Origin of the sequence: Klebsiella scottii (assembly GCF_036561945.1) — a bacterium.
Taxonomy (GTDB): domain Bacteria; phylum Pseudomonadota; class Gammaproteobacteria; order Enterobacterales; family Enterobacteriaceae; genus Klebsiella; species Klebsiella scottii.
In genome coordinates this window covers 227156-249816 of the sequence record NZ_JARXNI010000019.1, presented here as the reverse complement: position 1 = coordinate 249816, position 22661 = coordinate 227156, and the positions used below count along the sequence as shown (strand labels likewise).

The 22661-nt window shown below is 57.5% G+C and carries 22 protein-coding genes and 1 riboswitch; of the genes, 9 read left to right on the top strand and 13 right to left on the bottom strand.

What is annotated here, in order from left to right:
• Positions 1 to 19: 19 nt before the first annotated feature.
• The 5 genes from QFI97_RS04935 to QFI97_RS04915 form a co-directional block, all read right to left on the bottom strand.
• Positions 20 to 2194 carry a YgiQ family radical SAM protein gene (locus QFI97_RS04935; RefSeq protein WP_499843335.1) on the bottom strand — a complete coding sequence of 725 codons (2175 nt, stop codon included), beginning with the start codon at positions 2192 to 2194 and terminating at the stop codon, positions 20 to 22.
• Between the two features lie 125 nt (positions 2195 to 2319).
• Complete coding sequence (ftsP, locus tag QFI97_RS04930; RefSeq protein WP_095099529.1) at positions 2320 to 3732, bottom strand: cell division protein FtsP; 1413 nt, start codon at positions 3730 to 3732, stop codon at positions 2320 to 2322.
• An 84-nt stretch (positions 3733 to 3816) separates the two neighbouring features.
• On the bottom strand, positions 3817 to 4554 hold the full coding sequence (gene plsC / locus QFI97_RS04925; RefSeq protein ID WP_095099532.1) for a 1-acylglycerol-3-phosphate O-acyltransferase: 738 nt from the start codon (positions 4552 to 4554) through the stop codon (positions 3817 to 3819).
• Between the two features lie 270 nt (positions 4555 to 4824).
• Positions 4825 to 7083, bottom strand: a complete 2259-nt coding sequence (gene parC / locus QFI97_RS04920) for a DNA topoisomerase IV subunit A (protein WP_095099535.1) — start codon at positions 7081 to 7083, stop codon at positions 4825 to 4827.
• Between the two features lie 147 nt (positions 7084 to 7230).
• Positions 7231 to 7638 (bottom strand): YgiW/YdeI family stress tolerance OB fold protein, encoded by a 408-nt coding sequence (locus QFI97_RS04915; protein ID WP_346430650.1) that lies wholly within the window; start codon positions 7636 to 7638, stop codon positions 7231 to 7233.
• A 151-nt stretch (positions 7639 to 7789) separates the two neighbouring features.
• Here QFI97_RS04915 and qseB point away from each other — a divergent pair, with 151 nt between their 5' ends.
• The 4 genes from qseB to QFI97_RS04895 all read left to right on the top strand — a co-directional run bounded on the left by qseB (position 7790) and on the right by QFI97_RS04895 (position 10833).
• Positions 7790 to 8449: a quorum sensing response regulator transcription factor QseB gene (gene qseB / locus QFI97_RS04910; protein WP_346430649.1), complete on the top strand. Its 660-nt coding sequence runs from the start codon at positions 7790 to 7792 to the stop codon at positions 8447 to 8449.
• Positions 8446 to 9795, top strand: a complete 1350-nt coding sequence (qseC, locus tag QFI97_RS04905; protein WP_346430648.1) for a quorum sensing histidine kinase QseC — start codon at positions 8446 to 8448, stop codon at positions 9793 to 9795. Before qseB ends, qseC begins: the two co-directional genes overlap by 4 nt.
• A gap of 106 nt (positions 9796 to 9901) precedes the next feature.
• Positions 9902 to 10483 (top strand): NAD(P)H-dependent oxidoreductase, encoded by a 582-nt coding sequence (locus QFI97_RS04900; RefSeq protein WP_346430647.1) that lies wholly within the window; start codon positions 9902 to 9904, stop codon positions 10481 to 10483.
• Between the two features lie 35 nt (positions 10484 to 10518).
• On the top strand, positions 10519 to 10833 hold the full coding sequence (locus QFI97_RS04895; protein ID WP_331834895.1) for a putative quinol monooxygenase: 315 nt from the start codon (positions 10519 to 10521) through the stop codon (positions 10831 to 10833).
• Positions 10834 to 10917: 84 nt separating this feature from the next.
• Here the strand turns inward: QFI97_RS04895 and parE are convergent, their stop codons facing one another.
• Genes parE through nudF form a run of 5 tightly spaced genes read right to left on the bottom strand, consistent with a single transcriptional unit; the run spans position 10918 to position 15322 of the window.
• Positions 10918 to 12813 (bottom strand): DNA topoisomerase IV subunit B, encoded by a 1896-nt coding sequence (gene parE / locus QFI97_RS04890; protein WP_315299590.1) that lies wholly within the window; start codon positions 12811 to 12813, stop codon positions 10918 to 10920.
• Between the two features lie 30 nt (positions 12814 to 12843).
• Positions 12844 to 13419: an esterase YqiA gene (gene yqiA, locus QFI97_RS04885; RefSeq protein ID WP_045856855.1), complete on the bottom strand. Its 576-nt coding sequence runs from the start codon at positions 13417 to 13419 to the stop codon at positions 12844 to 12846.
• Entirely contained in the window at positions 13419 to 14246 is an 828-nt protein-coding gene (cpdA, locus tag QFI97_RS04880; RefSeq protein WP_095099552.1) for a 3',5'-cyclic-AMP phosphodiesterase, read from the bottom strand. Before cpdA ends, yqiA begins: the two co-directional genes overlap by 1 nt.
• A gap of 24 nt (positions 14247 to 14270) precedes the next feature.
• The gene (locus QFI97_RS04875) at positions 14271 to 14693 is read right to left on the bottom strand and encodes a DUF1249 family protein (RefSeq protein ID WP_041147275.1); all 423 of its coding nucleotides are present in this window, start codon (positions 14691 to 14693) and stop codon (positions 14271 to 14273) included.
• The gene (gene nudF / locus QFI97_RS04870) at positions 14690 to 15322 is read right to left on the bottom strand and encodes an ADP-ribose diphosphatase (RefSeq protein ID WP_095099554.1); all 633 of its coding nucleotides are present in this window, start codon (positions 15320 to 15322) and stop codon (positions 14690 to 14692) included. Before nudF ends, QFI97_RS04875 begins: the two co-directional genes overlap by 4 nt.
• Before the next feature lie 195 nt (positions 15323 to 15517).
• Between nudF and tolC the strand changes: the two genes are divergently transcribed.
• The 3 genes from tolC to QFI97_RS04855 all read left to right on the top strand — a co-directional run bounded on the left by tolC (position 15518) and on the right by QFI97_RS04855 (position 18999).
• Positions 15518 to 16990 (top strand): outer membrane channel protein TolC, encoded by a 1473-nt coding sequence (gene tolC / locus QFI97_RS04865; RefSeq protein WP_095099557.1) that lies wholly within the window; start codon positions 15518 to 15520, stop codon positions 16988 to 16990.
• Between the two features lie 171 nt (positions 16991 to 17161).
• Positions 17162 to 17833 carry a DUF1190 family protein gene (locus QFI97_RS04860; protein WP_045856848.1) on the top strand — a complete coding sequence of 224 codons (672 nt, stop codon included), beginning with the start codon at positions 17162 to 17164 and terminating at the stop codon, positions 17831 to 17833.
• 5 nt (positions 17834 to 17838) lie between these two features.
• Positions 17839 to 18999, top strand: coding sequence for a glutathionylspermidine synthase family protein (locus QFI97_RS04855; RefSeq protein ID WP_095099561.1), 1161 nt, complete (start codon positions 17839 to 17841; stop codon positions 18997 to 18999).
• Between the two features lie 49 nt (positions 19000 to 19048).
• Here the strand turns inward: QFI97_RS04855 and ygiD are convergent, their stop codons facing one another.
• Positions 19049 to 19840, bottom strand: coding sequence for a 4,5-DOPA-extradiol-dioxygenase (gene ygiD / locus QFI97_RS04850; protein ID WP_095099564.1), 792 nt, complete (start codon positions 19838 to 19840; stop codon positions 19049 to 19051).
• Between the two features lie 193 nt (positions 19841 to 20033).
• On the opposite strand from ygiD, the gene zupT reads away from it, so the two are divergent.
• On the top strand, positions 20034 to 20804 hold the full coding sequence (zupT, locus tag QFI97_RS04845) for a zinc transporter ZupT (RefSeq protein WP_095099566.1): 771 nt from the start codon (positions 20034 to 20036) through the stop codon (positions 20802 to 20804).
• A 56-nt stretch (positions 20805 to 20860) separates the two neighbouring features.
• Here the strand turns inward: zupT and ribB are convergent, their stop codons facing one another.
• On the bottom strand, positions 20861 to 21514 hold the full coding sequence (gene ribB / locus QFI97_RS04840; protein WP_095099568.1) for a 3,4-dihydroxy-2-butanone-4-phosphate synthase: 654 nt from the start codon (positions 21512 to 21514) through the stop codon (positions 20861 to 20863).
• Between the two features lie 104 nt (positions 21515 to 21618).
• Positions 21619 to 21770: riboswitch (FMN riboswitch) on the bottom strand.
• Between the two features lie 120 nt (positions 21771 to 21890).
• Between ribB and ubiK the strand changes: the two genes are divergently transcribed.
• Positions 21891 to 22160 (top strand): ubiquinone biosynthesis accessory factor UbiK, encoded by a 270-nt coding sequence (gene ubiK, locus QFI97_RS04835; protein ID WP_346430646.1) that lies wholly within the window; start codon positions 21891 to 21893, stop codon positions 22158 to 22160.
• 31 nt (positions 22161 to 22191) lie between these two features.
• Here ubiK and glgS read toward each other — a convergent pair whose 3' ends face one another.
• Positions 22192 to 22401, bottom strand: coding sequence for a cell surface composition regulator GlgS (gene glgS, locus QFI97_RS04830; RefSeq protein WP_346430645.1), 210 nt, complete (start codon positions 22399 to 22401; stop codon positions 22192 to 22194).
• Positions 22402 to 22661 lie beyond the last annotated feature (260 nt).

Here is a 22661-nt window from a genome sequence, read left to right as displayed (position 1 = left end):
GCTGCCGGGGCACTTCGCCTTAGCGGGACGCTGAGCGAACGCGTTTTTTCGCTCCGCCGGCAGGCGTCTGCCGCTGATGCTCAACCGGCGTATGCTTTGTCAAGGCCGGGCGAGTATGGCGATTCTGGCGACGCGCTTCACGCATCTCGTCCAGCGTCGGCGCAGGCACCAGGCAGTCGCGGCGTGAGCCGATCAGGTGCTTTTTACCCATCGCCTCCAGCGCCTGGCGGATCAGGACCCAGTTTGCCGGATCGTGGTAGCGCAGCAGCGCTTTATGCAGGCGGCGCTGCTTATCCCCTTTCGGTACCACCACGTCTTCGCTTTTATAACCAATTTTGCTCAGCGGGTTTTTGCCGGTGTAATACATGGTGGTTGAGTTCGCCAGCGGCGACGGATAGAAGTTCTGCACCTGATCCAGACGGAAACGGTTTTTCTTCAGCCACAGCGCCAGGTTCACCATATCTTCATCGCGGGTGCCCGGGTGCGCGGAGATAAAGTACGGGATCAGATACTGCTCTTTCCCCGCCTGTTTTGAGTAGCTATCGAACAGCTCTTTGAAGCGATCGTAGCTGCCCATCCCCGGCTTCATCATCTTCGACAGCGGCCCTTCTTCGGTATGCTCAGGGGCGATCTTCAGATAGCCGCCGACGTGGTGGGTCGCCAGCTCTTTGATATAGCGCGGATCCTCCACGGCAATGTCATAGCGCACCCCGGAAGCAATGAGGATTTTCTTGATCCCCTTCAGATCGCGGGCGCGGCGATAAAGATTAATCGTCGGCTCGTGGTTGGTATCCATATGCGGGCAGATGTCCGGATATACGCACGACAGGCGACGGCAGGTCTGCTCCGCACGCGGCGACTTGCAGCGCAGCATATACATATTGGCCGTTGGGCCGCCGAGGTCGGAAATCACCCCGGTGAAGCCGGGAACCGTGTCACGAATCGCCTCGATTTCGTTAATGATCGAATCTTCGGAACGGCTCTGAATAATGCGCCCTTCATGCTCGGTTATCGAACAGAAGGAACAGCCGCCAAAGCAGCCGCGCATAATATTGATAGAGAAGCGGATCATCTCATATGCCGGGATGCGGCTATCGCCGTACGCCGGGTGCGGAATGCGCTGATACGGCAGCGCAAACACGCTATCCATCTCTTCCGTCGACAGCGGAATGGCCGGCGGGTTAACCCAAATATAGCGCTCGCCGTGCTTTTGCATCAGCGCGCGCGCGCAGCCCGGGTTGGTTTCATGATGGAGAATACGCGACGCGTGGGCGTACAGGACCTTATCCCCTTTGACCTTCTCAAAGGACGGCAGCAGGACGTAGGTTTTTTCCCACGGTTTCGGGCGCGGCGGCTGAACGGTGACCGGTTTAACCTCTTGTTTTGCCGGCTGAACGGTTTTGTTGTCCGCACACGGCAGATCTTCGCCGTACGGATGCGGGATCGGATCAATTTTGCCCGGAGTGTCGAGACGGGTGGAATCGACGCCGCTCCAGCCCGGCAGCGCTTCTTTCACCATGATTGCGGTATTGCGCACGTCGCGAATCTGCGTAATCGGCTCGCCCGCGGCCAGGCGGTGCGCCACTTCTACCAGCGGGCGTTCACCGTTGCCGAACATCAGCATATCGGCCTTCGAATCAACCAGCACCGAGCGACGCACGGTATCGGACCAGTAGTCATAGTGCGCGGTACGGCGCAGGCTGGCCTCAATGCCGCCGAGAATAACCGGGACGTCTTTCCACGCCTCTTTACAGCGCTGGGTATAGACCAGAGTCGCGCGATCCGGCCGCTTGCCGGCGACGTTGCCCGCGGTATAGGCGTCGTCATGGCGCAGCTTGCGGTCGGCGGTGTAGCGGTTGATCATCGAGTCCATGTTGCCGGCGGTTACGCCGAAGAACAGGTTCGGTTTACCCAGGCGCATAAAGTCATCTTTATTATTCCAGTCCGGTTGGGAAATAATCCCGACGCGGAACCCCTGCGCCTCCAGCATGCGGCCGCAGATAGCCATGCCGAAGCTTGGGTGATCGACATACGCATCGCCGGTTACCAGAATGATGTCGCAGCTATCCCAGCCAAGTTGATCCATCTCTTCGCGTGACATGGGTAAAAACGGCGCGGGGCCAAAACAGGCGGCCCAGTATTGCGGCCAGGAAAAAAGGTCACGATCCGGTTGGATCAGGGATATTGCGCTCATATTGCTTCCGGGGGAAAAAATGATAAAAAAATAACCAAAGGGCGGCGATTATAAGCCGGATTGCCACAGGAAATGAAGGGAGTTTTTCTCTTACCCTAACCGTTAGCCGGTTAGGGTAGCGGGTATTACGGCGCCGGGTTAACCAGGATCTGGCCAATCGAGCCGCGGTCGGCGAGCTCCAGCGTCTGGCTAAGGAACTGGAATGGGAAGTGTGACCAGGAGGGCTGGGCGTAGTACACCAGCAGCTCCACCTGCCCGTCGATCCAGACGGTATCTTTCCAGCCGCGGTCTTCCGGGAACGGCGTGGAACCGTTGACGTTGCGCACCTGGAACATCACCCCTTCGATATGGAACGACTGCGGTCTGTCGGCGCGTACCGTCCAGCGCTCCCAGGTTCCCTGCTGGGCGGTAATATCGATGCGCTGCGGATCCCAGAGCTGACCGTTAATCCCCGGATCGTCGCCGAGCGAGATATCGCGGCTGCGGGTCGGCGTCCCGGTCAAAATATCCGTCGGCAGCAGGCGTACCGGCAGGCTGTCGGTGACCAGCGGCAGCAGGCCCGTTGGGCGCAGGGTTAACAGCAGCGTCGAAATCAGAATGCTCGAGGGCTCGAAGAAACCGCGAATGCGATCGACGATGCTCGCCGCTTCGCCGCAGGTAATCGACACCTCATCGCCGTTGGTCATGTCCACCAGGATCTCACGCCGCTCGCCGGGAGCCAGAGAGAGCTGTTTCAGCGAAACCGGCGCCGGCAGAAACCCCTGATCGCCGGAGATAACGTGCAGCAGTCGGCCATCGCTCATCTGCAGCTGATAGCGGCGGGAGTTAGAGGCGTTCAGCAGGCGCAGACGCACCCAGCCGCGCGAGACCTCTACGTACGGGCCCTGTACGCCATTAACCAGCAGCGTATCGCCGACGAAGCCGCCGCTGCCGGGCTCGCTGTATTCCGGCGTGCCGAAATTATCCAGCCGCTTGTCCTGAATAATGACCGGAAAATCATCCACGCCGTAGTGGTTAGGAATGGGCAGATTTTTGCTGACCTCGTCTTCCACCAGCCACATCCCCGCCAGGCCGTTGTAGACCTGTTTGGCCATATGGTTTGGCGTATTCGCCTGATACCACAGGGTGGAGGCGCTCTGGCGGATAGGCAGCACCGGCGCCCAGTCGGCGTTCGGCGACATCATCCGCGCCGCGCCGCCAATCAGCGGGCCGGGAACCTGCAGGCCGCGAATGGTCATGGCGACGTTTTCAGCCAGGCGGTTGCTGTAAATCAGCTTAACGTCATCGCCGTTCCACACGCGAATAGTCGGCCCAAGATAGCGACCGTTTACGCCCCACACCGACGCGCGGGTGCCCGGCGTAAATGACCAGTGCGCGCGCTGCAGGGTCAAAAACAGCGGCTGGCCGCGGCGGGATTCGAGCAGCGGAGGAACGGGCAGTGCTGGCTGTTGGCCGGCGGCATGTGCGTTCAGCGGCGCGGCTCCCGCGCACAGCGCTACGCCTGAAGCCTTAATAAACTGACGCCGACTGAGTGACATATTAACTCCATGAAATACTGATAAATCAAAAAGGGAATTCGTTTCCCGCTAGCACCAGGCTCGCGTTAGCCCGGCGTTTCCTGTTTATTTCATACCTGCGGCTTCACGTTCCGCTACTTCGCGATCCAGCTCTTCAATCTTCGCAGCCATCAGCTCGCGGCAGTGTTTCGCCAGCGCGCGAACGCCGTCTTTACCAAACTCGCTGGTATCAACCGGCGGCAGCATTTCAACAATCACCAGACCGTTTTTCAGGCGATTGAGATTAATTTTATTCGATGTATTGGAAACGCATACCGGAATAATCGGCACACCAGCGGCGATAGCCGCGTGAAAAGCACCGGTTTTAAACGGCAGCAGGCCACGGCCACGGCTGCGCGTTCCTTCCGGGAACATCCAAAAAGATATTTTGCGTTTTTTAAACGTATTCACCACCTGAGCGATCGTCCCGTGCGCCTTCGCCCGGTTATTACGATCGATCAGCAGGTTCCCCGTCAGCCAGTACAGCAGGCCAAAAAACGGAACCCACATCAGGCTCTTTTTACCCACGGTGACGGTTGGCGGCTGCACGATGTTTGCTGCCGTCACCATATCATAGTTGTTCTGGTGATTAGCGATGTATATCGCGTTGCCATAGCTTTCCGCATCGGCGGGCTTGCGCGTTTCCACCTTCAGACCGAATACCGGAGAGAGCCGACCAAAAAGATGGCCAAAGGTCGCCACGTGTTTCGGGTTACGCGGGCTGAATAAGCAGTAAATACAGCCAAATATGCAGACAAAAATACAGTAAATAACAACGATAATTAGTCGAAAAATAAATAGCATAGCTACCTCTAAAACCCAAACCGCAGAGAATAATACCCGTTATACCGCAGGCTGCTCGCGCGCAGGCTGCACTGTCCGACCCTTACGGGCCGCCGCTGGTATTAATCAGGATACAGATTCGCTGTTCGCCCGTTGAAGACGCCGGGAGCGACTGACGCCCCCGGGCTATCTTGAATGATTTTGCGTCTATTGTTAATCGCAACGGCCGAATAAACAACGGTTTGGCGGCAAATGTTAACATCCTCTTCCCTGCGGAGGAGGATGCCCATATTACTCTTCGCTATCGCCCGCCGAGGCGCGATGAGGCGAATCAATGTCCACACGATCGATTTTCTGCAGTCCACGCATCAGCGAACCGCGGCGACCGCGCTCGCCGGTGACTTTTTGCAGCTCTTCCGGACGCAGCTTGATCTTCCGTTTGCCGACGTGGATCGTCAGCGTACTCTGCGGCGGCAGCACAAACAGATGCGCCAGGCCATCCTGCCCGGAAGCGGCATCCGCAGACGGAATATTGATAATTTTATTGCCTTTGCCTTTCGACAGCTGCGGCAGATCGCTGACCGGGAACATCAGCATGCGTCCGGCAGAGGTGATAGCCAGCAGCATGTCGGACTCGTCTTCAATCACCAGCGGCGGCATCACCCGCGCATTTTCCGGCAGCGAGATTAGCGCCTTACCGGCACGGTTGCGCGCGACGAGGTCGTTGAAGGTGCAGACAAAGCCGTAGCCGGCGTCGGAGGCCATCAGCAGCTTCTGGTCGTCGCCTTCCATCAGCATATGTTCGACGCTGGCGCCCGGCGGCAGCGTAAGCTTGCCGGTAATCGGCTCGCCCTGGCCGCGGGCCGACGGCAGCGTAATCGGATCGATTGCGTAGCTGCGCCCGGTGGTATCAATAAACACCACCGGCTGATTGCTCTTGCCCTTCGACGATGCTTTCCAGCTGTCGCCGGCTTTATAGCTTAGCCCCTGAGCGTCAATGTCATGACCTTTGGCGCTGCGTACCCAGCCCATTTGCGACAGCACAATCGTCACCGGTTCAGACGGCAGCATATCGTGTTCGCTCATCGCCTTAGCTTCTTCACGCTCGCGCAGCGGCGAACGGCGGTCATCGCCAAACGTGTCGGCATCGGTCTGCAGCTCTTTCTTCAGCAGGTTATTCATCTTGCGCTCGGACGCCAGAATAGCCTGCAGATGATCGCGCTCTTTTTCCAGCTCGCCCTGCTCGCCGCGGATTTTCATCTCTTCCAGTTTGGCGAGATGACGCAGCTTCAGTTCGAGGATGGCTTCCGCCTGCGTTTCGCTGATGCCAAAGCGCGACATCAGGGCCGGCTTGGGCTCATCTTCGTGGCGGATGATTTCGATCACTTCATCGATGTTCAGGAACGCAACCAGCAAACCCTCAAGGATGTGCAGGCGCTTGAGCACCTTCTCCAGACGATAGTTCAGGCGGCGACGGACGGTATCGCGACGGAAGGTGAGCCACTCCGTCAGGATCTCCAGCAGGTTTTTGACCGCCGGACGATTGTCCAGGCCAATCATATTCAGGTTGATGCGGTAGCTTTTTTCAAGATCGGTGGTCGCGAACAGATGGTTCATGACCTGATCCATATCCACGCGATTGGAGCGCGGAACGATCACCAGCCGGGTCGGGTTTTCGTGATCCGACTCGTCGCGCAGATCGTCAACCATCGGCAGCTTTTTATTGCGCATCTGCGCGGCGATTTGCTCCAGCACGCGGGCGCCGGAAACCTGGTGCGGCAGCGCGCTAATCACCACCGCGCCGTCCTCTTTTTTCCAGACCGCGCGCATGCGTACCGAGCCGCGGCCGTTCTGATAGATTTTGCGGATCTCGGCGCGCGGGGTAATGATTTCAGCTTCGGTGGGGTAATCCGGTCCGTGAACGATATCCAGCAGCTCGTCGAGCGAAGTCTGCGGCTTTTCAATCAGGGTGATGGCCGCTTTGGCAACTTCGCGCAGGTTGTGCGGCGGAATATCGGTTGCCATCCCCACGGCGATACCGGTGGTGCCGTTGAGCAGAATATTCGGTAAACGCGCAGGCAGCATTTTCGGCTCCTGCATCGTACCGTCAAAGTTAGGCACCCAGTCAACGGTTCCCTGTCCCAGCTCGCCCAGCAGCAGCTCCGCATACTTTGACAGGCGGGATTCGGTATAGCGCATCGCGGCGAAGGATTTGGGATCGTCCGGGGCGCCCCAGTTGCCCTGACCGTCCACCAGCGGGTAGCGGTAAGAGAACGGCTGCGCCATCAGCACCATCGCCTCATAGCAGGCGCTGTCGCCGTGCGGGTGATATTTACCCAGCACGTCACCGACGGTGCGGGCGGATTTTTTGAATTTAGCGGTGGCGTTCAGACCCAGCTCGGACATCGCATAAACGATGCGCCGCTGGACCGGTTTCAGGCCATCGCCAATGAACGGCAACGCCCTGTCCATGATGACGTACATGGAATAATTCAGGTAGGCGTTTTCCGTAAATTCATGCAGCGCAAGGCGCTCTGCCATATCGCTCATTAATCGTGAATCCTCAATCTGCGTACCGACCGTTCGGACGGCAAAACTACCCGCGATAATACCCTATCTAACGCCCTGAGTCACAGGGCGTTAGACCGGTTGAGGATTCTGCAATGGAGAGCGGCGACGGCGGCCCGCTCAGAGGCTTTACGGGCCGACTTTGCTTATCTGTTTCACGTCGATTTCCACCGAGTTCCAGTCTTTATCGACCTCACCCTGAATTTCCACCGTATCCTTCGGCGTCACGGTTACGCCATTCCAGCGCTTGTGGTCAATATCGACATTCACCGTGCCGGAGGCATCCTGAAATTTATAAAGATCGTCGGAAATACGCTCAACGATTTTACCGCGCAGGGTCACCCAGGTGTCGTCACGCAGGGATTTCGCATTCGCTACCGTCGTCACGCTGCCGTTCGGGCCAATAAAGCCACCTTTTTGCGCGGCTGTCTGGCTGGTTTGCGTTGCGCCAGGGCCGGAGAAACCACCCTGTTCGGCAGCCAGTACCGGCATAGAAACTAAAGCAACGATCGCGGTAATTGCGGCGATTTTCTTCATGATGTGTTCTCCCTTTATGTTGATATCGCCACCATTAAAGCTGGCAAAACTTAACAACTTCTTAAGCGGAAAAAAGAAATTTTATTGCTGTACAGAGGGCGCAGCAACGCGTTTTACTGCGCGTATATCCGCGAGCCACAGGAGCAGGCCAATGCGTATTTTACTGGTGGAAGACGACAAACTCATCGGCGACGGCATCAAGGCCGGGCTGAGTAAAATGGGCTTCAGCATCGACTGGTTCACGCGCGGCGAAGAGGGAAAAGCCGCGCTCTACGCCGCCCCCTATGACGCGGTCATCCTCGATCTGACGCTGCCCGGCATCGACGGTCTCGATATCCTGCGCGAATGGCGCGATAAAGGTCGCCACGAGCCGGTGCTGATCCTCACCGCGCGCGATGCGCTCAGCCAGCGGGTTGAGGGGCTTCGGCTCGGCGCCGATGACTATCTGTGTAAGCCTTTCGCGCTTATTGAGGTTGCCGCCCGCCTGGAGGCGCTGATGCGTCGCGCCCACGGCCAGAGCAGCAGCGAGCTGCGCCACGGAAACGTCACCCTCGACCCCGGCCGCCTGACGGTCACTCTGGCTGGGGAGCCTCTGGCGCTGAAGCCCAAAGAGTTCGCCCTGCTCGAACTGCTGATGCGTAACGCCGGGCGCGTGCTGCCGCGCAAGCTCATTGAAGAAAAGCTCTATAGCTGGGACGACGATGTCTCCAGCAACGCCGTGGAGGTCCACGTACACCATCTGCGCCGCAAGCTCGGCAGCGAGTTTATCCGCACCGTCCACGGCATTGGCTACACCCTGGGGGACGCATGAAGCGGCTGGGTCGGCTAAGCCTGCGCGTTCGCCTGACGCTGCTTTTTTTCCTGCTCACCAGCCTGGCCTGGGGAAGCGCCTCGTTTATTGCCTGGCAGCAGACCACCCACAAGCTGGATAAGCTGTTTGATACTCAGCAGCTGCTGTTTGCCCGCCGTCTGAGCGCGATGAATTTCGACGAGCTGCATACCTCTCCCCCGCAGGTGCGGGCGAAAAAGAAGGTCAGGCATGGCCACCTTGACGACGACGCACTGGCATTCGCCATTTTCACCACCGACGGCAACATGGTGCTGCACGATAGCGAAAACGGGCAGGATATTCCGTGGGATAACCGACGAGAAGGCTTCAGCGACGGCTACCTGCATAACGATGATGATGAGTGGCGCTTTCTTCAGCTCACCACCGCCGACGGCCGCTACCGCATTGTCGTCGGCCAGGAGTGGGACTATCGCCGGGAGATGGCGCTGGATATCGTCACCTCGCAGCTCACCCCCTGGCTGGTTGCGCTGCCGCTGATGTTTCTGCTGCTGATTGTCCTGCTCAGCCGGGAGCTGGCGCCGCTCAAACGGCTCGCCCGCACCCTGCGCCTGCGCGCGCCGGATTCAGCGGAATCACTTAACGTCGATAGTATCCCCAGCGAAGTTCGTCCGCTGGTCGATGCGCTGAATCAGCTGTTTGCTCGCACCCACGACGCCATGATCCGCGAGCGCCGCTTTACCTCCGACGCCGCCCACGAGCTGCGTAGCCCGCTGGCGGCGCTGAAGGTGCAAACCGAGGTGGCCCAGCTGTCGATGGACGACCCGCAGGGACGTGAAAAGGCGCTGGCGCAACTGCACGTCGGGATCGATCGCGCAACCCGGCTGGTCGATCAGCTGCTGACGCTGTCGCGCCTCGACTCCCTGGCCGCGCTCGAAGACGTGGATAGCATCGCCATCGACGAGCTGCTGCAGTCAGCGGTGATGGAGATGTACCATGCGGCGCAGCAGGCGGGCATCGAGCTCCGTCTGCATCCGCATGCCGCTAAGGTGACGCGCGTTGGTCAGCCGCTGCTGCTTGGCCTGCTGGTACGCAATCTGCTGGATAACGCCGTACGCTACAGCCCGCGCGGAAGCCGGGTGGATATCATCCTCGACGCCCGCGGGTTTCGCGTTTGCGATAATGGTCCGGGTATCAGCCCCGAAGCGCTGGCGCGTATCGGCGAGCGCTTTTATCGCCCTCCCGGCCAGGATGAGCCGGGCAGCGGGCTGGGGCTGTCTATCGTCCGGCGCATTGCCGCCCTGCACGGCATGACCGTCACCTTCCGTAACGCCCCAGACGGCGGCTTTGAAGCGCGGGTCAGCTGGTAGCGGGATTATTGCGAAAAAAGCAAAAGACTTTGCACATTTTGCTCATTTTACCGCCCCGCCATGCGGGGTAAAATAGTCGACAAAATTGAAACCCCAAGGGTAAAAAATGAGCAAAATTCTGATTGTCAACGGGGCGAAAAAATTCGCCCACTCTAACGGCCAGCTGAACGACACCCTGACCGAGGTCGCGGATGGTTATCTGCGCGACGCCGGGCATGATGTTAAAATCGTCCGCGCCGAAAGCGAATACGACGTTAAAGCAGAAGTACAAAATTTCCTCTGGGCCGACGTTATTATCTGGCAAATGCCGGGCTGGTGGATGGGCGCGCCCTGGACCGTGAAAAAGTATATCGATGATGTTTTCACCGAAGGCCACGGCTCGCTGTACGCCAGCGACGGCCGCACCCGCTCCGATGCCAGCAAAAAATATGGCTCAGGCGGTTTAATTCAGGGCAAGCGCTACATGCTCTCCCTGACCTGGAACGCCCCGATGGACGCCTTTACCGATGAGGAACAGTTCTTCCACGGCGTCGGCGTTGACGGCGTTTACCTGCCGTTCCACAAGGCCAATCAGTTCCTCGGCATGACCGCCCTGCCGACGTTTATCGCTAACGACGTGATTAAAATGCCTGATGTTCCGCATTACATCGCAGAATATCGCAAGCATCTGGCGCAGATTTTTGGTTAACTAAAGGTCTACATACAGAAGGAGTTGAGTACATCATGTTGACAGTGATTGCCGAAATTCGCACCCGCCCTGGCCAGCGCCATCGCCAGGCCGTGCTCGATCAGTTCGCGAAAATTATTCCGACGGTTTTACAAGAAGAGGGCTGCCACGGCTATGCCCCGCTGGTCGACCACGCCGCTGGCGTAAGTTTTCAGACTACCTCGCCTGACTCTATCGTCATGGTTGAGCAGTGGGAAAGCGTGGCGCATCTCGAAGCGCACCTGCAAACCCCGCATATGAAAGCGTATGGCGAAGCGGTGAAGGGCGACGTGCTGGAAACCAGCATTCGCATCCTGCAGCCGGGCGTTTAAGCAAATACGTAAACGAGCGGGCCTGCGGTATCAGGCCAGCAAAAAGGGAGCCAATGGCTCCCTTTTTTGTCCCGGTCGGTCGGCTCAGGCTTCAATATCCGCCATGTCGCCTTTTTCCTGCAGCCAGTTGCGGCGATCTTCCGAGCGCTTCTTGGCTAACAGCATATCCATCATCGCGTTGGTCTGCTGCTCGTCCTCATCGCTGATAATCAGCTGAACCAGACGGCGGGTATTGGGGTCAAGCGTGGTTTCACGCAGCTGCATCGGGTTCATTTCACCCAGCCCTTTAAAGCGCTGAACGTTCGGCTTACCCTTCTTGCGCTTGAGCTGCTCAAGCACTCCGGCTTTCTCTTCTTCAGTCAGCGCGTAGTAAACCTCTTTGCCGAGGTCAATACGGTACAGAGGCGGCAACGCCACGTGGACGTGCCCATGTTTAACCAGCGCGCGGAAGTGCTTAACGAACAGCGCGCAGAGCAGCGTGGCGATGTGCAGGCCATCGGAGTCCGCATCCGCGAGGATACAGATCTTGCCATAGCGCAGCTGGCTCAAATCATCGCTATCCGGATCGATACCGATCGCCACCGAAATATCGTGCACCTCCTGCGAGGCCAGCACTTCATCCGAAGAGACCTCCCAGGTATTGAGGATCTTGCCCTTCAGCGGCATGATCGCCTGATACTCACGGTCGCGCGCCTGCTTGGCAGAACCGCCCGCCGAGTCCCCTTCCACGAGGAACAGCTCGGTACGGTTGAGGTCCTGAGCGGTACAGTCCGCCAGCTTACCCGGCAGCGCAGGGCCGCTGGTCAGCTTCTTACGCACCACCTTCTTGGCGGCGCGCATCCGGCGCTGGGCGCTGGAAATCGCCATTTCGGCCAGCAGCTCTGCGGCCTGGACGTTCTGGTTCAGCCACAGGCTGAAGGCGTCTTTTACCACGCCGGAAACGAAGGCCGCGCACTGGCGCGAGGAGAGGCGCTCTTTGGTCTGGCCGGCGAACTGCGGATCCTGCATTTTTACCGACAGCACGTAGGCGCAGCGATCCCAGATATCCTCCGCCGAGAGCTTGACGCCGCGCGGCAGAATATTGCGATATTCGCAGAACTCGCGCATGGCCTCCAGCAGACCCTGGCGCAGGCCGTTAACGTGCGTCCCGCCCTGCATGGTCGGGATCAGGTTAACGTAGCTTTCGGTTAACAGCTCGCCGCCTTCCGGCAGCCACAGCAGCGCCCAGTCGACCGCTTCGGTTTCACCGGAGAAGTTGCCGACAAACGGCTGTTCCGGCAGCAGCGGCAGGCCGTTCACCGCTTCGCGCAGATAGTCCGTCAGGCCATCTTCATAGCACCAGCGCTGCTCGCTGTTGTTCACCAGGTCACGGAAGACGATCTCCACGCCGGGGCACAGTACGGCTTTGGCCTTGAGCAAATGGGTCAGGCGCGATACGGAGAAGCGCGGGCTATCGAAGAAGCTTTCATCCGGCCAGAAATGCACACTGGTACCGGTGTTACGCTTACCGCAGGTGCCGGTGACGTGCAGCTCTTCAACCTTATCGCCATTCTCAAACGCAATGCTGTAGACCTGGCCGTCGCGACGTACGTTAACCTCAACGCGCTTCGACAGGGCGTTAACCACCGAAATCCCCACCCCATGCAGGCCACCGGAGAACTGGTAGTTCTTGCCTGAAAATTTGCCGCCCGCGTGCAGCCGACACATGATCAGCTCAACCGCCGGAACCCCTTCTTCAGGATGGATATCGACCGGCATTCCTCGCCCGTCGTCGATAACTTCCAGCGATTGATCGGCATGAAGAATGACTTCCACGCGTTTAGCGTGGCCGCCCAGTGCTTCATCCACACTGTTATCAATAACTTCCTGACCAAGATGGTTAGGACGTGTCGTGTCGGTGTACATCCCCGGGCGGCGGCGAACCGGCTCTAGCCCGGTGAGTACCTCAATGGCATCAGCGTTGTATGAAGATTGCGTCATGGTGTGTATTCGTAGGTAGTCCAGGAATGCTTAGCGCAGGCCCAGAAAATCGATAATCTGAGTGAAATGATCTTCAAAGCCGACAAATGCATGATTGCCGCCCTCCTCTACCGTCTGCCGACATGAGGCGTAGTAGCCAACGGCCTGGCGATAATCCAGCACTTCATCGCCCGTTTGCTGTAACAGCCAGAGTAAATCAGGCGATTCCAGCGGGTCGATTTGCATGACTTTGAGATCGTAAATATGGCGAGACTCTAGCACATATTGCTGCCCCGTGTACGGATTCTCATTGAGGCCGAGGAAATTGTTCAGCAGCTCAAACGGGCGCACAGCCGGGTTTACAACCACTGTCGGCAGCATAAAACACTGCGATAGCCAGGTTGCGTAGTAGCCTCCCAGCGAGGAGCCCACGACGCCCAGCGGTTCTCCGCCATGTTCGAGAACAATCGCTTCCAGCAGCTCCGCCGCTTCAGCAGGGTAAACCGGCAGCTCCGGCACCACCATGTTAATTTCAGGATAATTTTGCGCCAGCCACGCCTTCAGCGCCGTCGCTTTAGCCGATCGCGGAGAGCTGTTAAATCCGTGCAGATAGAGGAGCGTAGCCATCAGTATCCTTCAGAAGCGATATCCGGGTGAAATTTCACGCCGCTAAGGCGGCAGACCTCGGTCGTCAGGGTGCCGTCGGGATACAGATCCAGCCAGCGCCAGCCGGGAGAAACGGTATCCAGCGTAAAGTTGTCGCAGTGCGGCTTAAACTGCACGCAGGTCGATGGCGTGGCCATCATGCGTCGCCCGCTCCAGTTGAGATCCAGCTCCTGGTGAATATGACCGCACAGCAGATGCCTGACCCGGGGAAAAGCGGCTAACGCGCGATCGAGCGCCCCGGCATTGCGCAGGCTATGCTGATCCAGCCAGCTACAGCCCGAGGCGAGAGGATGATGGTGTAACAGCAGCAGCGTATAGCGTTCAGGTTCTGCCGCGAGCTTCTGCTCAAGCCACTCCAGCTGAAAATCGCTCAACTCACCGTGGGGAACGCCGAATACCTGGCTGTCCAGCAGCAGTACTTGCCAGTGGTCGCCGAGCAGAACGCGTTTGGCGGGGGAAATGCCTGATTCCTGCAGCGTGCTGTACATTGCCGGCTGAAAATCATGATTCCCCGGCAGCCAGACGCAGGGCGCAGAAAAACTCGCGATACCCTCAGCGAAGTGCTGATAGGCCGCGGCCGAGTGGTCCTGTGCCAGATCGCCTGTCGCGACAATCAGATCGCACTGGCGCTGTGAGGCGTGGATGGCATCCAGCACAGCCTGATAGCTTTCCCAGGTATTGATGCCTAACAGCGTTTCATGTTTTTCAGCAAACAGGTGAGTATCAGTAATTTGTAATATCCTGACTCTGGCCTCACCAGCCAAAGGAAGGTTTAACAGGCTTTCCAAATGGTGTCCTTAGGTTTCACGACGCTAACAAACCGGAATCGCCATCGCTCCATGTGCTAAACAGTATCTCAGCCAGTCGGCTAAGAACTGGTTAATTTGATGCTTTTCGTCGCGTTGATGCAACTTTTTATTAGGATAATCATACCGCGCTTTGAAGCGAAAAATCTGCTGACTCGAACACACTTCGGCCACCATCGCGTCATGATACAGGCGTACCGTCATGGACGGTAAACTCCAGTAGCTTACCGCCGGAGCCGTTTGCTCAATCGACACCAGTGTAGTGTAGCGGGTCGATTCAACGATAGTTAGCCGGTATTGCGCACTGCCCACCTGGTAGCCCGCCATATCGCCCACTGCATCGGTTCGAGGCAGCAGGCGGCGCAACTGGGCAAAATTGGTTTCACACAGGCGCATCATTTCCGGGAAGTCAGGTGTATAACGCTTCATTTTAGCCACTCATTACGTAAATTTTGATAGTGCAGCTGCAGCCATTGCAGCGCGATGACAGAAGCTGCGTTGTCGATCTTCCCTTCTTCTACCCACTGATAAGCCTGCTCCCTGCTTACCACATGAACCCGAATATCCTCATTTTCATCCGCCAGGCCGTGGATGCCTTTTGCCGTCGTCGCATCGACCTCCCCCACCAGAATCGACAGCCTCTCGCTGGTGCCGCCGGGGCTCGCCAGATAGCTCAGCACCGGCTTTGTCCGTCCGACTTCAAGGCCCGCCTCTTCTACCGCTTCACGCCGGGCGACGTCCTCAGGCGTTTCGCCTTCTTCAATCATGCCGGCAACCATTTCGAGCAGCCACGGGCTCTCGCTGGTATCATATGCGGCAATGCGAATCTGCTCGATCAGCACAACTTCATCACGTATCGGGTCAAAGGGTAGCAAGACGGCGGCATGCCCGCGCTCAAAAATTTCGCGCGTCACTTCGCCGCTCATCCCGCCGTTAAACAGACGGTGGCGAAAGCGGTATAAATCCAGCGAAAAAAAACCACGATAAAGCGTTTCGCGTGCAATAATTTCTACATCGTTTTTAGCGAAGGTAATTCCCTGCTTGTTGGGCTTGCTCATTGTCGGTGTCCTGCGAATTCGAAAGTAGGGATTTATAAGCCGTTTGGCTACCGTTTTACAGTCCGTATGTTAGATTGGTGCAAATTACCGCCGGATGGCACGTAACGCCAACTTTTTACGGCGACAGACTCTATACAATCAGCAGATATATTTAGATTTTGGGCAGCGCTTTATGCTTCACAACAAGGAATGCAAATGAAGAAATTTTTCCCCATCCTTATCGGCCTGGGCCTGACTGGCTTCAGCGCCATAAGCCAGGCAGAAAACCTGATGCAGGTTTATCAGCAGGCGCGCATCAGCAACCCTGACCTGCGTAAATCAGCAGCCGATCGTGATGCTGCATTCGAAAAGATCAACGAAGCACGTAGCCCGTTACTGCCTCAGCTCGGTCTGGGTGCAGATTATACTTATACCAACGGCTATCGCGACAGCAACGGCATTAACTCTAACGTCACCAGCGGGTCGCTGCAGTTAACGCAAACGCTGTTCGATATGTCGAAATGGCGCGCCCTGACGCTGCAGGAAAAAACGGCCGGTATTCAGGACGTCACCTATCAGACTGACCAGCAGACGCTGATCCTGAACACCGCTACGGCCTACTTTAACGTGCTGAGCGCCATCGATACGCTCTCCTATACCGAAGCGCAGAAACAGGCGATCTATCGTCAGTTGGATCAGACCACTCAGCGTTTTAACGTGGGCCTGGTTGCCATTACCGACGTGCAGAACGCCCGTTCCCAGTACGACTCCGTGCTGGCGAACGAAGTCACCGCACGTAACAACCTCGATAATGCGGTTGAAGCGCTGCGTCAGGTGACCGGCAACTACTATCCGCAGCTGTCGTCGCTGAACGTTGACGGCTTCAAAACCAACAAGCCGGAAACGGTTAACGCGCTGCTGAAGGAAGCGGAAAACCGCAACCTGTCGCTGCTGCAGGCCCGTCTGAACCAGGATCTGGCGCGTGAGCAAATTCGCCAGGCGCAGGACGGCCACATGCCGACTCTGGATTTAACCGCCTCCACAGGTGTCTCCAACACCTCTTATAGCGGTTCAAAAACCCATAACAGCAACCAGTATAACGACAACGACGCGGGCCAGAACAAAATCGGCCTGAGCTTCTCGCTGCCGCTGTATCAGGGCGGGATGGTTAACTCGCAGGTGAAACAGGCGCAGTACAACTTCGTCGGCGCCAGCGAGCAGCTGGAAAGCTCGCACCGCACCGTGGTGCAGACCGTTCGTTCTTCCTTTAATAACATCAACGCCTCAATCAGCAGCATCAATGCCTACAAACAGGCCGTGGTCTCTGCCCAGAGCTCCCTTGATGCGATGGAAGCTGGCTATTCCGTTGGTACGCGTACCATCGTTGATGTGCTGGATGCGACAACTACGCTGTATAACGCCAAGCAGCAGCTCTCCAGCGCGCGTTATAACTACCTGATTAACCAGCTGAACATCAAGTCCGCGCTCGGTACCCTGAATGAGCAGGATCTGGTTGCGTTGAACAATACGCTGGGCAAACCTGTCGCGACCTCACCGGATAGCGTTGCGCCGGAAACCCCGCAGCAGGACGCCAGCGCCGACGGCTACGGCAACAGCGCAGCGCCAGCGGCTAAACCGGCGGCAGCTCACACCACGAAAACCAGCGGCGCGAATCCTTTCCGCCAATAATCTTCGTTGCGTCATAGCGCTTCGCTTAACGGATTGCGTTAAGCGGAGCGCTAAACGTAAGGCAACGTAAAGATCCCCTCCTTTCCGCCCCTATTCGCTTCATTTTCCACCACTCATCCTCTATCCTGAGCGTTAACAAACCGCCATACCACTGGGTCCAGGAAGACAAAAATGAAACGGACAAAAAATATTAATCATGCCTCGTTCCGCAAAAGCTGGAGCGCACGCCATCTGACGCCGGTCGCTCTTGCCGTGACGGCCGTCTTTATGCTCGCCGGCTGCGAAAAAACCGACGAGACGGTTTCTCTGTATCAAAATGCCGATGACTGCTCTGCAGCCAACCCTGGCAAAGGCGCAGAGTGCACAACCGCCTTTAATAACGCGACCAAAGAAGCCGAACGTACCGCGCCAAAATACGCCACGCGTGAAGATTGCGTGGCGGAGTTTGGTGAAGGCCAGTGCCAGCAAACGCCGGCTCAGGCAGGCGTAGCGCCGGAAAATCAGGCTCAGGCACAAAGCAGCGGCAGCTTCTGGATGCCGCTGATGGCCGGCTACATGATGGGCCGCATGATGGGCGGCGGCATGGGCGCGCAGCAGCCGCTGTTCAGCTCGAAAAACCCGGCCAGCCCGGCCTATGGTCAGTACACCGATGCCGGCGGCAAGAGCTACGGCGCCGCGCAGCCGGGTCGTTCTATGAACGTACCGAAGACGGCGATGGCGCCAAAACCAGCGACCACCAGCACCGTGACCCGCGGCGGCTTCGGCGAGTCGGTGGCGAAACAGTCCGCCATGCAGCGTAGCGCCGCTGGTACCACCTCATCCAAACGCTCAATGGGCGGCTAACACTCATGGAAAGAATCAGCATCACGGAGCGCCCGGACTGGCGCGAAAAGGCGAATGAATATGGCTTTAGCTTTCATACCATGTACGGCGAGCCGTACTGGAGCGAAGAGGCCTATTACAAGCTGACCCTGGCGCAGGTTGAGAAGCTGGAGGACGTTACCGCCGAGCTGCATCAGATGTGCCTGCAGGCGGTAGAAACCGTGATCGGCAGCGATGAGCTGATGGCCAAATTCCGTATCCCCAAACACACCTGGGGCTTCGTGCGCCAGTCGTGGAAAACCAACCAGCCGTCGCTCTATTCGCGCCTCGACCTGGCGTGGGACGGCGTTGGGGAACCAAAGCTGCTGGAGAACAACGCCGATACGCCAACCTCGCTGTATGAGGCGGCCTTCTTTCAGTGGATTTGGCTGGAAGATCAGCTCAACGCCGGCCAGCTGCCGGCAGGCAGCGACCAGTTCAACAGCCTGCAGGAAAAGCTGATTGAGCGCTTTACCGAGCTTCGCGAACAGTTTGGCTTCCAGCTGCTGCACATGGCGTGCTGCCGCGATACCGAAGAGGATCGCGGTACCGTACAGTATCTGCAGGACTGCGCTGCCGAAGCCGGTGTCGCCACTGAATTCCTCTATATCGAAGATATCGGTCTGGGCGAAAAAGGCCAGTTTACCGATGTTCAGGATCAGGTTATCGGCAATCTGTTCAAGCTTTATCCGTGGGAGTATATGCTGCGCGAGGTGTTCTCCACCAAGCTGGAAGACGCCGGCGTACGCTGGCTTGAGCCGGCATGGAAGAGCATTATCTCCAACAAGGCGCTGCTGCCGCTGCTGTGGAAGATGTTCCCGAACCACCCTAACCTGCTGGCATCCTGGTTCAGCGAAGACGCGCATCCCGAAATGGAGAAGTACGTCATCAAGCCGATTTTCTCCCGCGAAGGCGCAAACGTGTCGATTGTTGAAAACGGCAAGGTGGTGGAAGCGGTAGAAGGCCCGTACGGCGAAGAAGGTACCATCGTGCAGGAGTTCTATCCGCTGCCGAAGTTTGGCGATAGCTATACGCTGATCGGCAGCTGGCTGATCAACGATAAGCCAGCCGGGATCGGCGTTCGTGAAGATCGGGCGCTGATCACCCAGGATCTTTCACGTTTCTATCCGCACATTTTCGTCGAGTAGTATCCCGCCCCGGCAGCACTGCGCCTGCCGGGGCATCTCCATTTCCCCGCTACGCGCCGACAAGCACTGACAGCATGCTTAACGACCCCATTTCCATTCCTTCTACCGGCACGGAAATCGGCTCTTCGCCGTCCCAGGCGCCCAGCACGTACAGCAACGGCAGGAAGTGTTCCGCCGTCGGGTTTGAGAGCGACCCGCCCTCATGCGCCAGATAGTTCACCAGCGGATGTTCCTCAGCCGGCCCTTTCCAGGTCAGATTCGTTTTCACATACTCATTAAACGACTCCGCCCAGGGATACGGCGTGCTTTCGCCATGCCAGCGCGCCGTGCGCAGGTTATGCACCACGTTACCGCTCGCTATCAGCATAATGCCTTCATCGCGAAGCGCCGCCAGCCTGCGCCCCATCTCCAGATGCCAGACCGCCGGCTTGCTGCTGTCGATGCTCAGCTGCACCATCGGAATATCGGCATCAGGGTACATTTTGATTAGCACACCCCACGAACCGTGGTCGAAGCCCCAGGCTTCTTTATCCAGCGTCACCGGTACGGGTGCCAGCAGCTCAACCAGACGCTGCGCCAGCTCAGGGGAACCGGGGGCCGGATAGTGCGTATCGTACAGCGCCTGCGGGAAGCCGCCAAAATCGTGGATCGTTTTCGGAGCTTCCATCGCCGTGACGCCGGTACCGCGCGTAAACCAGTGTGCGGAGACCACCACAATCGCCCGCGGACGCGGCAGCGTTTCGCCCAGATGCCGCCAGGCGCGAGTATAGATGTTATCTTCCAGCACGTTCATCGGGCTGCCGTGGCCTAAAAACAACGCTGGCATTCGGGTAAGGGACATGATGATATCCTTGAGTAGAGGAGATTTGATGCCTTCACATTACGCGTTTTTGCATCAGGATAAACTCAGATAAGCGTGATGATCATCATCAGAAAATTTGAATGTAAGTCGCGGTAAAGGACTCATTTCCCTCTCGCTGCCGTCAGACAATATGGATATTATGAATGATAATCATTATCAAAGGAGCTGAGTGATGTCATCCCCCCTAATATTGACCCTGCTGGCCGGCAGCGCGACCTTTATCGGCGCGATTTTCGGCGTATTGGGCCAGAAACCTTCCAACCGCCTGCTGGGTTTTTCTCTGGGTTTCGCCGCCGGGATCATGCTGCTTATCTCGCTGATGGAGATGCTGCCCGCCGCGCTGAACGCCGAGGGAATGTCGGCGCTGCTCGGTTACGGCATGTTTGTTATCGGCCTGCTGGGCTACTTTGCGCTGGACCATATGCTGCCGCACGCCCATCCGCAGGATCTGATGTCGCCCGGCGTCCCCCGCCCGCGCAATCTGCGCCGCGCCGCAATTCTGCTGACGCTCGGTATCAGCCTGCACAACTTCCCGGAAGGCATCGCCACCTTCGTGACGGCCAGCAACAACCTGGAGCTGGGCATAGGCGTCGCGCTGGCCGTCGCGCTGCATAACATTCCCGAAGGGCTGGCGGTGGCGGGCCCGGTGTATGCCGCGACGGGCTCACGCCGCAAGGCGGTATTCTGGGCCGGGCTATCCGGAATGGCCGAGATCCTCGGCGGCCTGCTGGCCTGGCTGATCCTCGGCAGTCTGGTATCGCCGGTGGTGATGGGCGCCATTATGGCGGCCGTCGCCGGGATTATGGTGGCGCTGTCGGTTGATGAGCTCATGCCGCTGGCAAAAGAGATCGATCCGCAAAGCAACCCAAGCTATGGCGTGCTGTGCGGTATGTCGGTGATGGGATTTAGCCTCGTGGCTTTGCAGGCGATGGGGATTGGCTAACGCCAAAAACAACAAAGCCCACGATTACGTGGGCTTTGGGATGCAGCGAAGCCGGATCAGCTGGCTTTACGCTCGTGCTCGCGGCGATAGGCCACCAGATCTTCAATGGTGACCACGGCCATATTGTGCTGCTGAGCAAATTCGATGCACTGCGGCGCGCGGGCCATAGAGCCATCGTCGTTAGTCAGCTCACACAGAACCCCAGCCGGCTTGAAGCCTGCGAGAGTCACCAGATCGATAGTGGCTTCGGTGTGGCCGCCGCGGGTCAACACGCCGCCCGCCTGAGCGCGCAGCGGGAATACGTGGCCAGGACGATTCAGGTCGGATGGTTTTGCGCCATCGGCAATCGCAGCACGTACGGTGGTGACGCGGTCGGCCGCAGAGACGCCCGTAGTGACGCCAGCGGCGGCTTCGATGGTCACGGTGAAGCCGGTGCCGTAGGCGCTGGTGTTATTTTCCACCATCATCGGCAGGTCAAGCTGCTTGCGGCGTTCATCGGTCAGGCACAGGCAAACAATACCGCTGCCGTGGCGAATGGTCAGCGCCATCTGCTCAACGGTCATGGTTTCGGCGGCGAAAATCATATCGCCTTCATTTTCACGATCTTCATCATCCAGCACCATCACACCGCGGCCTTCGCGCAGTGCATTTAAAGCGTGTTCCACACGTTCAAAAGCGGTACCAAAAGAGGAAAGGAGCGTCTGATTCATGGTAAAAAAACCTCATTAAAATTATGGTTACCAGAATCAGGGCAGTCTTAGGAGTGCCGGTTAAGCGGCAAAAGTCAACGCAAGCGGATGCAATCCGACTGAGCCGTTACTCTCTCCCATCCGGACTCTAACCGTCGGCCCCGGAATTACACCGGATCTGCTGACCTTTCTGCTTTCGCAAAAAGCGCTCGCGGGCTTTCAACGCTATGGTTGATTTACCGCCGGTGGGGAATTTCGCCCCGCCCTGAGAATAAGCGAGATAACTATAACGCTATTGATTATCCTCGGCAATGCATAAGCTTCAAACATTTCTGGTTTATAGGCGGCGCCGATCGCACTACAATGGACGGTAAATCGACCAGAGCAGGAAACCACCATGATTGACCCGAAAAAAATTGAACAGATCGCCCGCCAGGTCCATGAATCGATGCCGAAAGGCCTTCGTGATCTTGGGGAAGACGTGGAGAAAAAGATCCGTCAGGTGCTCCAGTCGCAGCTGACCCGCCTGGATCTGGTAGGCCGTGAAGAGTTTGACGTGCAGACTCAGGTGCTGCTGCGCACCCGCGAAAAGCTGGCTTTACTCGAACAGCGCATTAGCGATCTGGAAAGCCGTTCGGCCGCGCCGATCGTCGAAGAGAAGCAGTAAAAAATAACGGGCCATCAGGCCCGTTGTTGTATCAGTGCTCCAGCTCTCGCGTCGGCGCCTCTGCCTGGCTGACCTGACGACAGTAGAGCTCATACCGCTGGCAAAACCATTCACGATGATCCTCATCCATATTGCCGACAATTGCCTCAAGATCAACGACGTGGCCTTGCGCGCGCATTCTGGCAAAGCTCAGTGCCAGAAAATCGAAATTATTCATTGAATACAGGTCGTTATGGTTCATCCGCATACTCCTTCAGCCGTTGGTGTTCTGATTGGTCATATGCTTTACTGACTTCAGTATTTATCCTTACGTTAACTTTTTTTGCGCGAAAAATGCGCAAAATAAGAACAATTATTGCGCTGAATCATTTCCGTCATCAATTAAATAAAAAAAGCCCGCGATCGGACGATCGCAGGCCTCTCCAGCATGACTTTCTCGCTACCTTCCCGACCGCGTCGTGCTTACCGGGACGATGATCGAGCCGCCGCTTAGCAGTAAAA

What these genes read in the sequence shown, in the direction of transcription:
- QFI97_RS04935 (WP_499843335.1), bottom strand. Translation starts at nt 2,194, where the DNA reads ATGAGCGCAATATCCCTGATCCAACCGGATCGTGACCTTTTTTCCTGG.
- ftsP (WP_095099529.1), bottom strand. Translation starts at nt 3,732, where the DNA reads ATGTCACTCAGTCGGCGTCAGTTTATTAAGGCTTCAGGCGTAGCGCTG.
- plsC (WP_095099532.1), bottom strand. Translation starts at nt 4,554, where the DNA reads ATGCTATTTATTTTTCGACTAATTATCGTTGTTATTTACTGTATTTTT.
- parC (WP_095099535.1), bottom strand. Translation starts at nt 7,083, where the DNA reads ATGAGCGATATGGCAGAGCGCCTTGCGCTGCATGAATTTACGGAAAAC.
- QFI97_RS04915 (WP_346430650.1), bottom strand. Translation starts at nt 7,638, where the DNA reads ATGAAGAAAATCGCCGCAATTACCGCGATCGTTGCTTTAGTTTCTATG.
- qseB (WP_346430649.1), top strand. Translation starts at nt 7,790, where the DNA reads ATGCGTATTTTACTGGTGGAAGACGACAAACTCATCGGCGACGGCATC.
- qseC (WP_346430648.1), top strand. Translation starts at nt 8,446, where the DNA reads ATGAAGCGGCTGGGTCGGCTAAGCCTGCGCGTTCGCCTGACGCTGCTT.
- QFI97_RS04900 (WP_346430647.1), top strand. Translation starts at nt 9,902, where the DNA reads ATGAGCAAAATTCTGATTGTCAACGGGGCGAAAAAATTCGCCCACTCT.
- QFI97_RS04895 (WP_331834895.1), top strand. Translation starts at nt 10,519, where the DNA reads ATGTTGACAGTGATTGCCGAAATTCGCACCCGCCCTGGCCAGCGCCAT.
- parE (WP_315299590.1), bottom strand. Translation starts at nt 12,813, where the DNA reads ATGACGCAATCTTCATACAACGCTGATGCCATTGAGGTACTCACCGGG.
- yqiA (WP_045856855.1), bottom strand. Translation starts at nt 13,419, where the DNA reads ATGGCTACGCTCCTCTATCTGCACGGATTTAACAGCTCTCCGCGATCG.
- QFI97_RS04875 (WP_041147275.1), bottom strand. Translation starts at nt 14,693, where the DNA reads ATGAAGCGTTATACACCTGACTTCCCGGAAATGATGCGCCTGTGTGAA.
- nudF (WP_095099554.1), bottom strand. Translation starts at nt 15,322, where the DNA reads ATGAGCAAGCCCAACAAGCAGGGAATTACCTTCGCTAAAAACGATGTA.
- tolC (WP_095099557.1), top strand. Translation starts at nt 15,518, where the DNA reads ATGAAGAAATTTTTCCCCATCCTTATCGGCCTGGGCCTGACTGGCTTC.
- QFI97_RS04860 (WP_045856848.1), top strand. Translation starts at nt 17,162, where the DNA reads ATGAAACGGACAAAAAATATTAATCATGCCTCGTTCCGCAAAAGCTGG.
- QFI97_RS04855 (WP_095099561.1), top strand. Translation starts at nt 17,839, where the DNA reads ATGGAAAGAATCAGCATCACGGAGCGCCCGGACTGGCGCGAAAAGGCG.
- ygiD (WP_095099564.1), bottom strand. Translation starts at nt 19,840, where the DNA reads ATGTCCCTTACCCGAATGCCAGCGTTGTTTTTAGGCCACGGCAGCCCG.
- zupT (WP_095099566.1), top strand. Translation starts at nt 20,034, where the DNA reads ATGTCATCCCCCCTAATATTGACCCTGCTGGCCGGCAGCGCGACCTTT.
- ribB (WP_095099568.1), bottom strand. Translation starts at nt 21,514, where the DNA reads ATGAATCAGACGCTCCTTTCCTCTTTTGGTACCGCTTTTGAACGTGTG.
- ubiK (WP_346430646.1), top strand. Translation starts at nt 21,891, where the DNA reads ATGATTGACCCGAAAAAAATTGAACAGATCGCCCGCCAGGTCCATGAA.
- glgS (WP_346430645.1), bottom strand. Translation starts at nt 22,401, where the DNA reads ATGAACCATAACGACCTGTATTCAATGAATAATTTCGATTTTCTGGCA.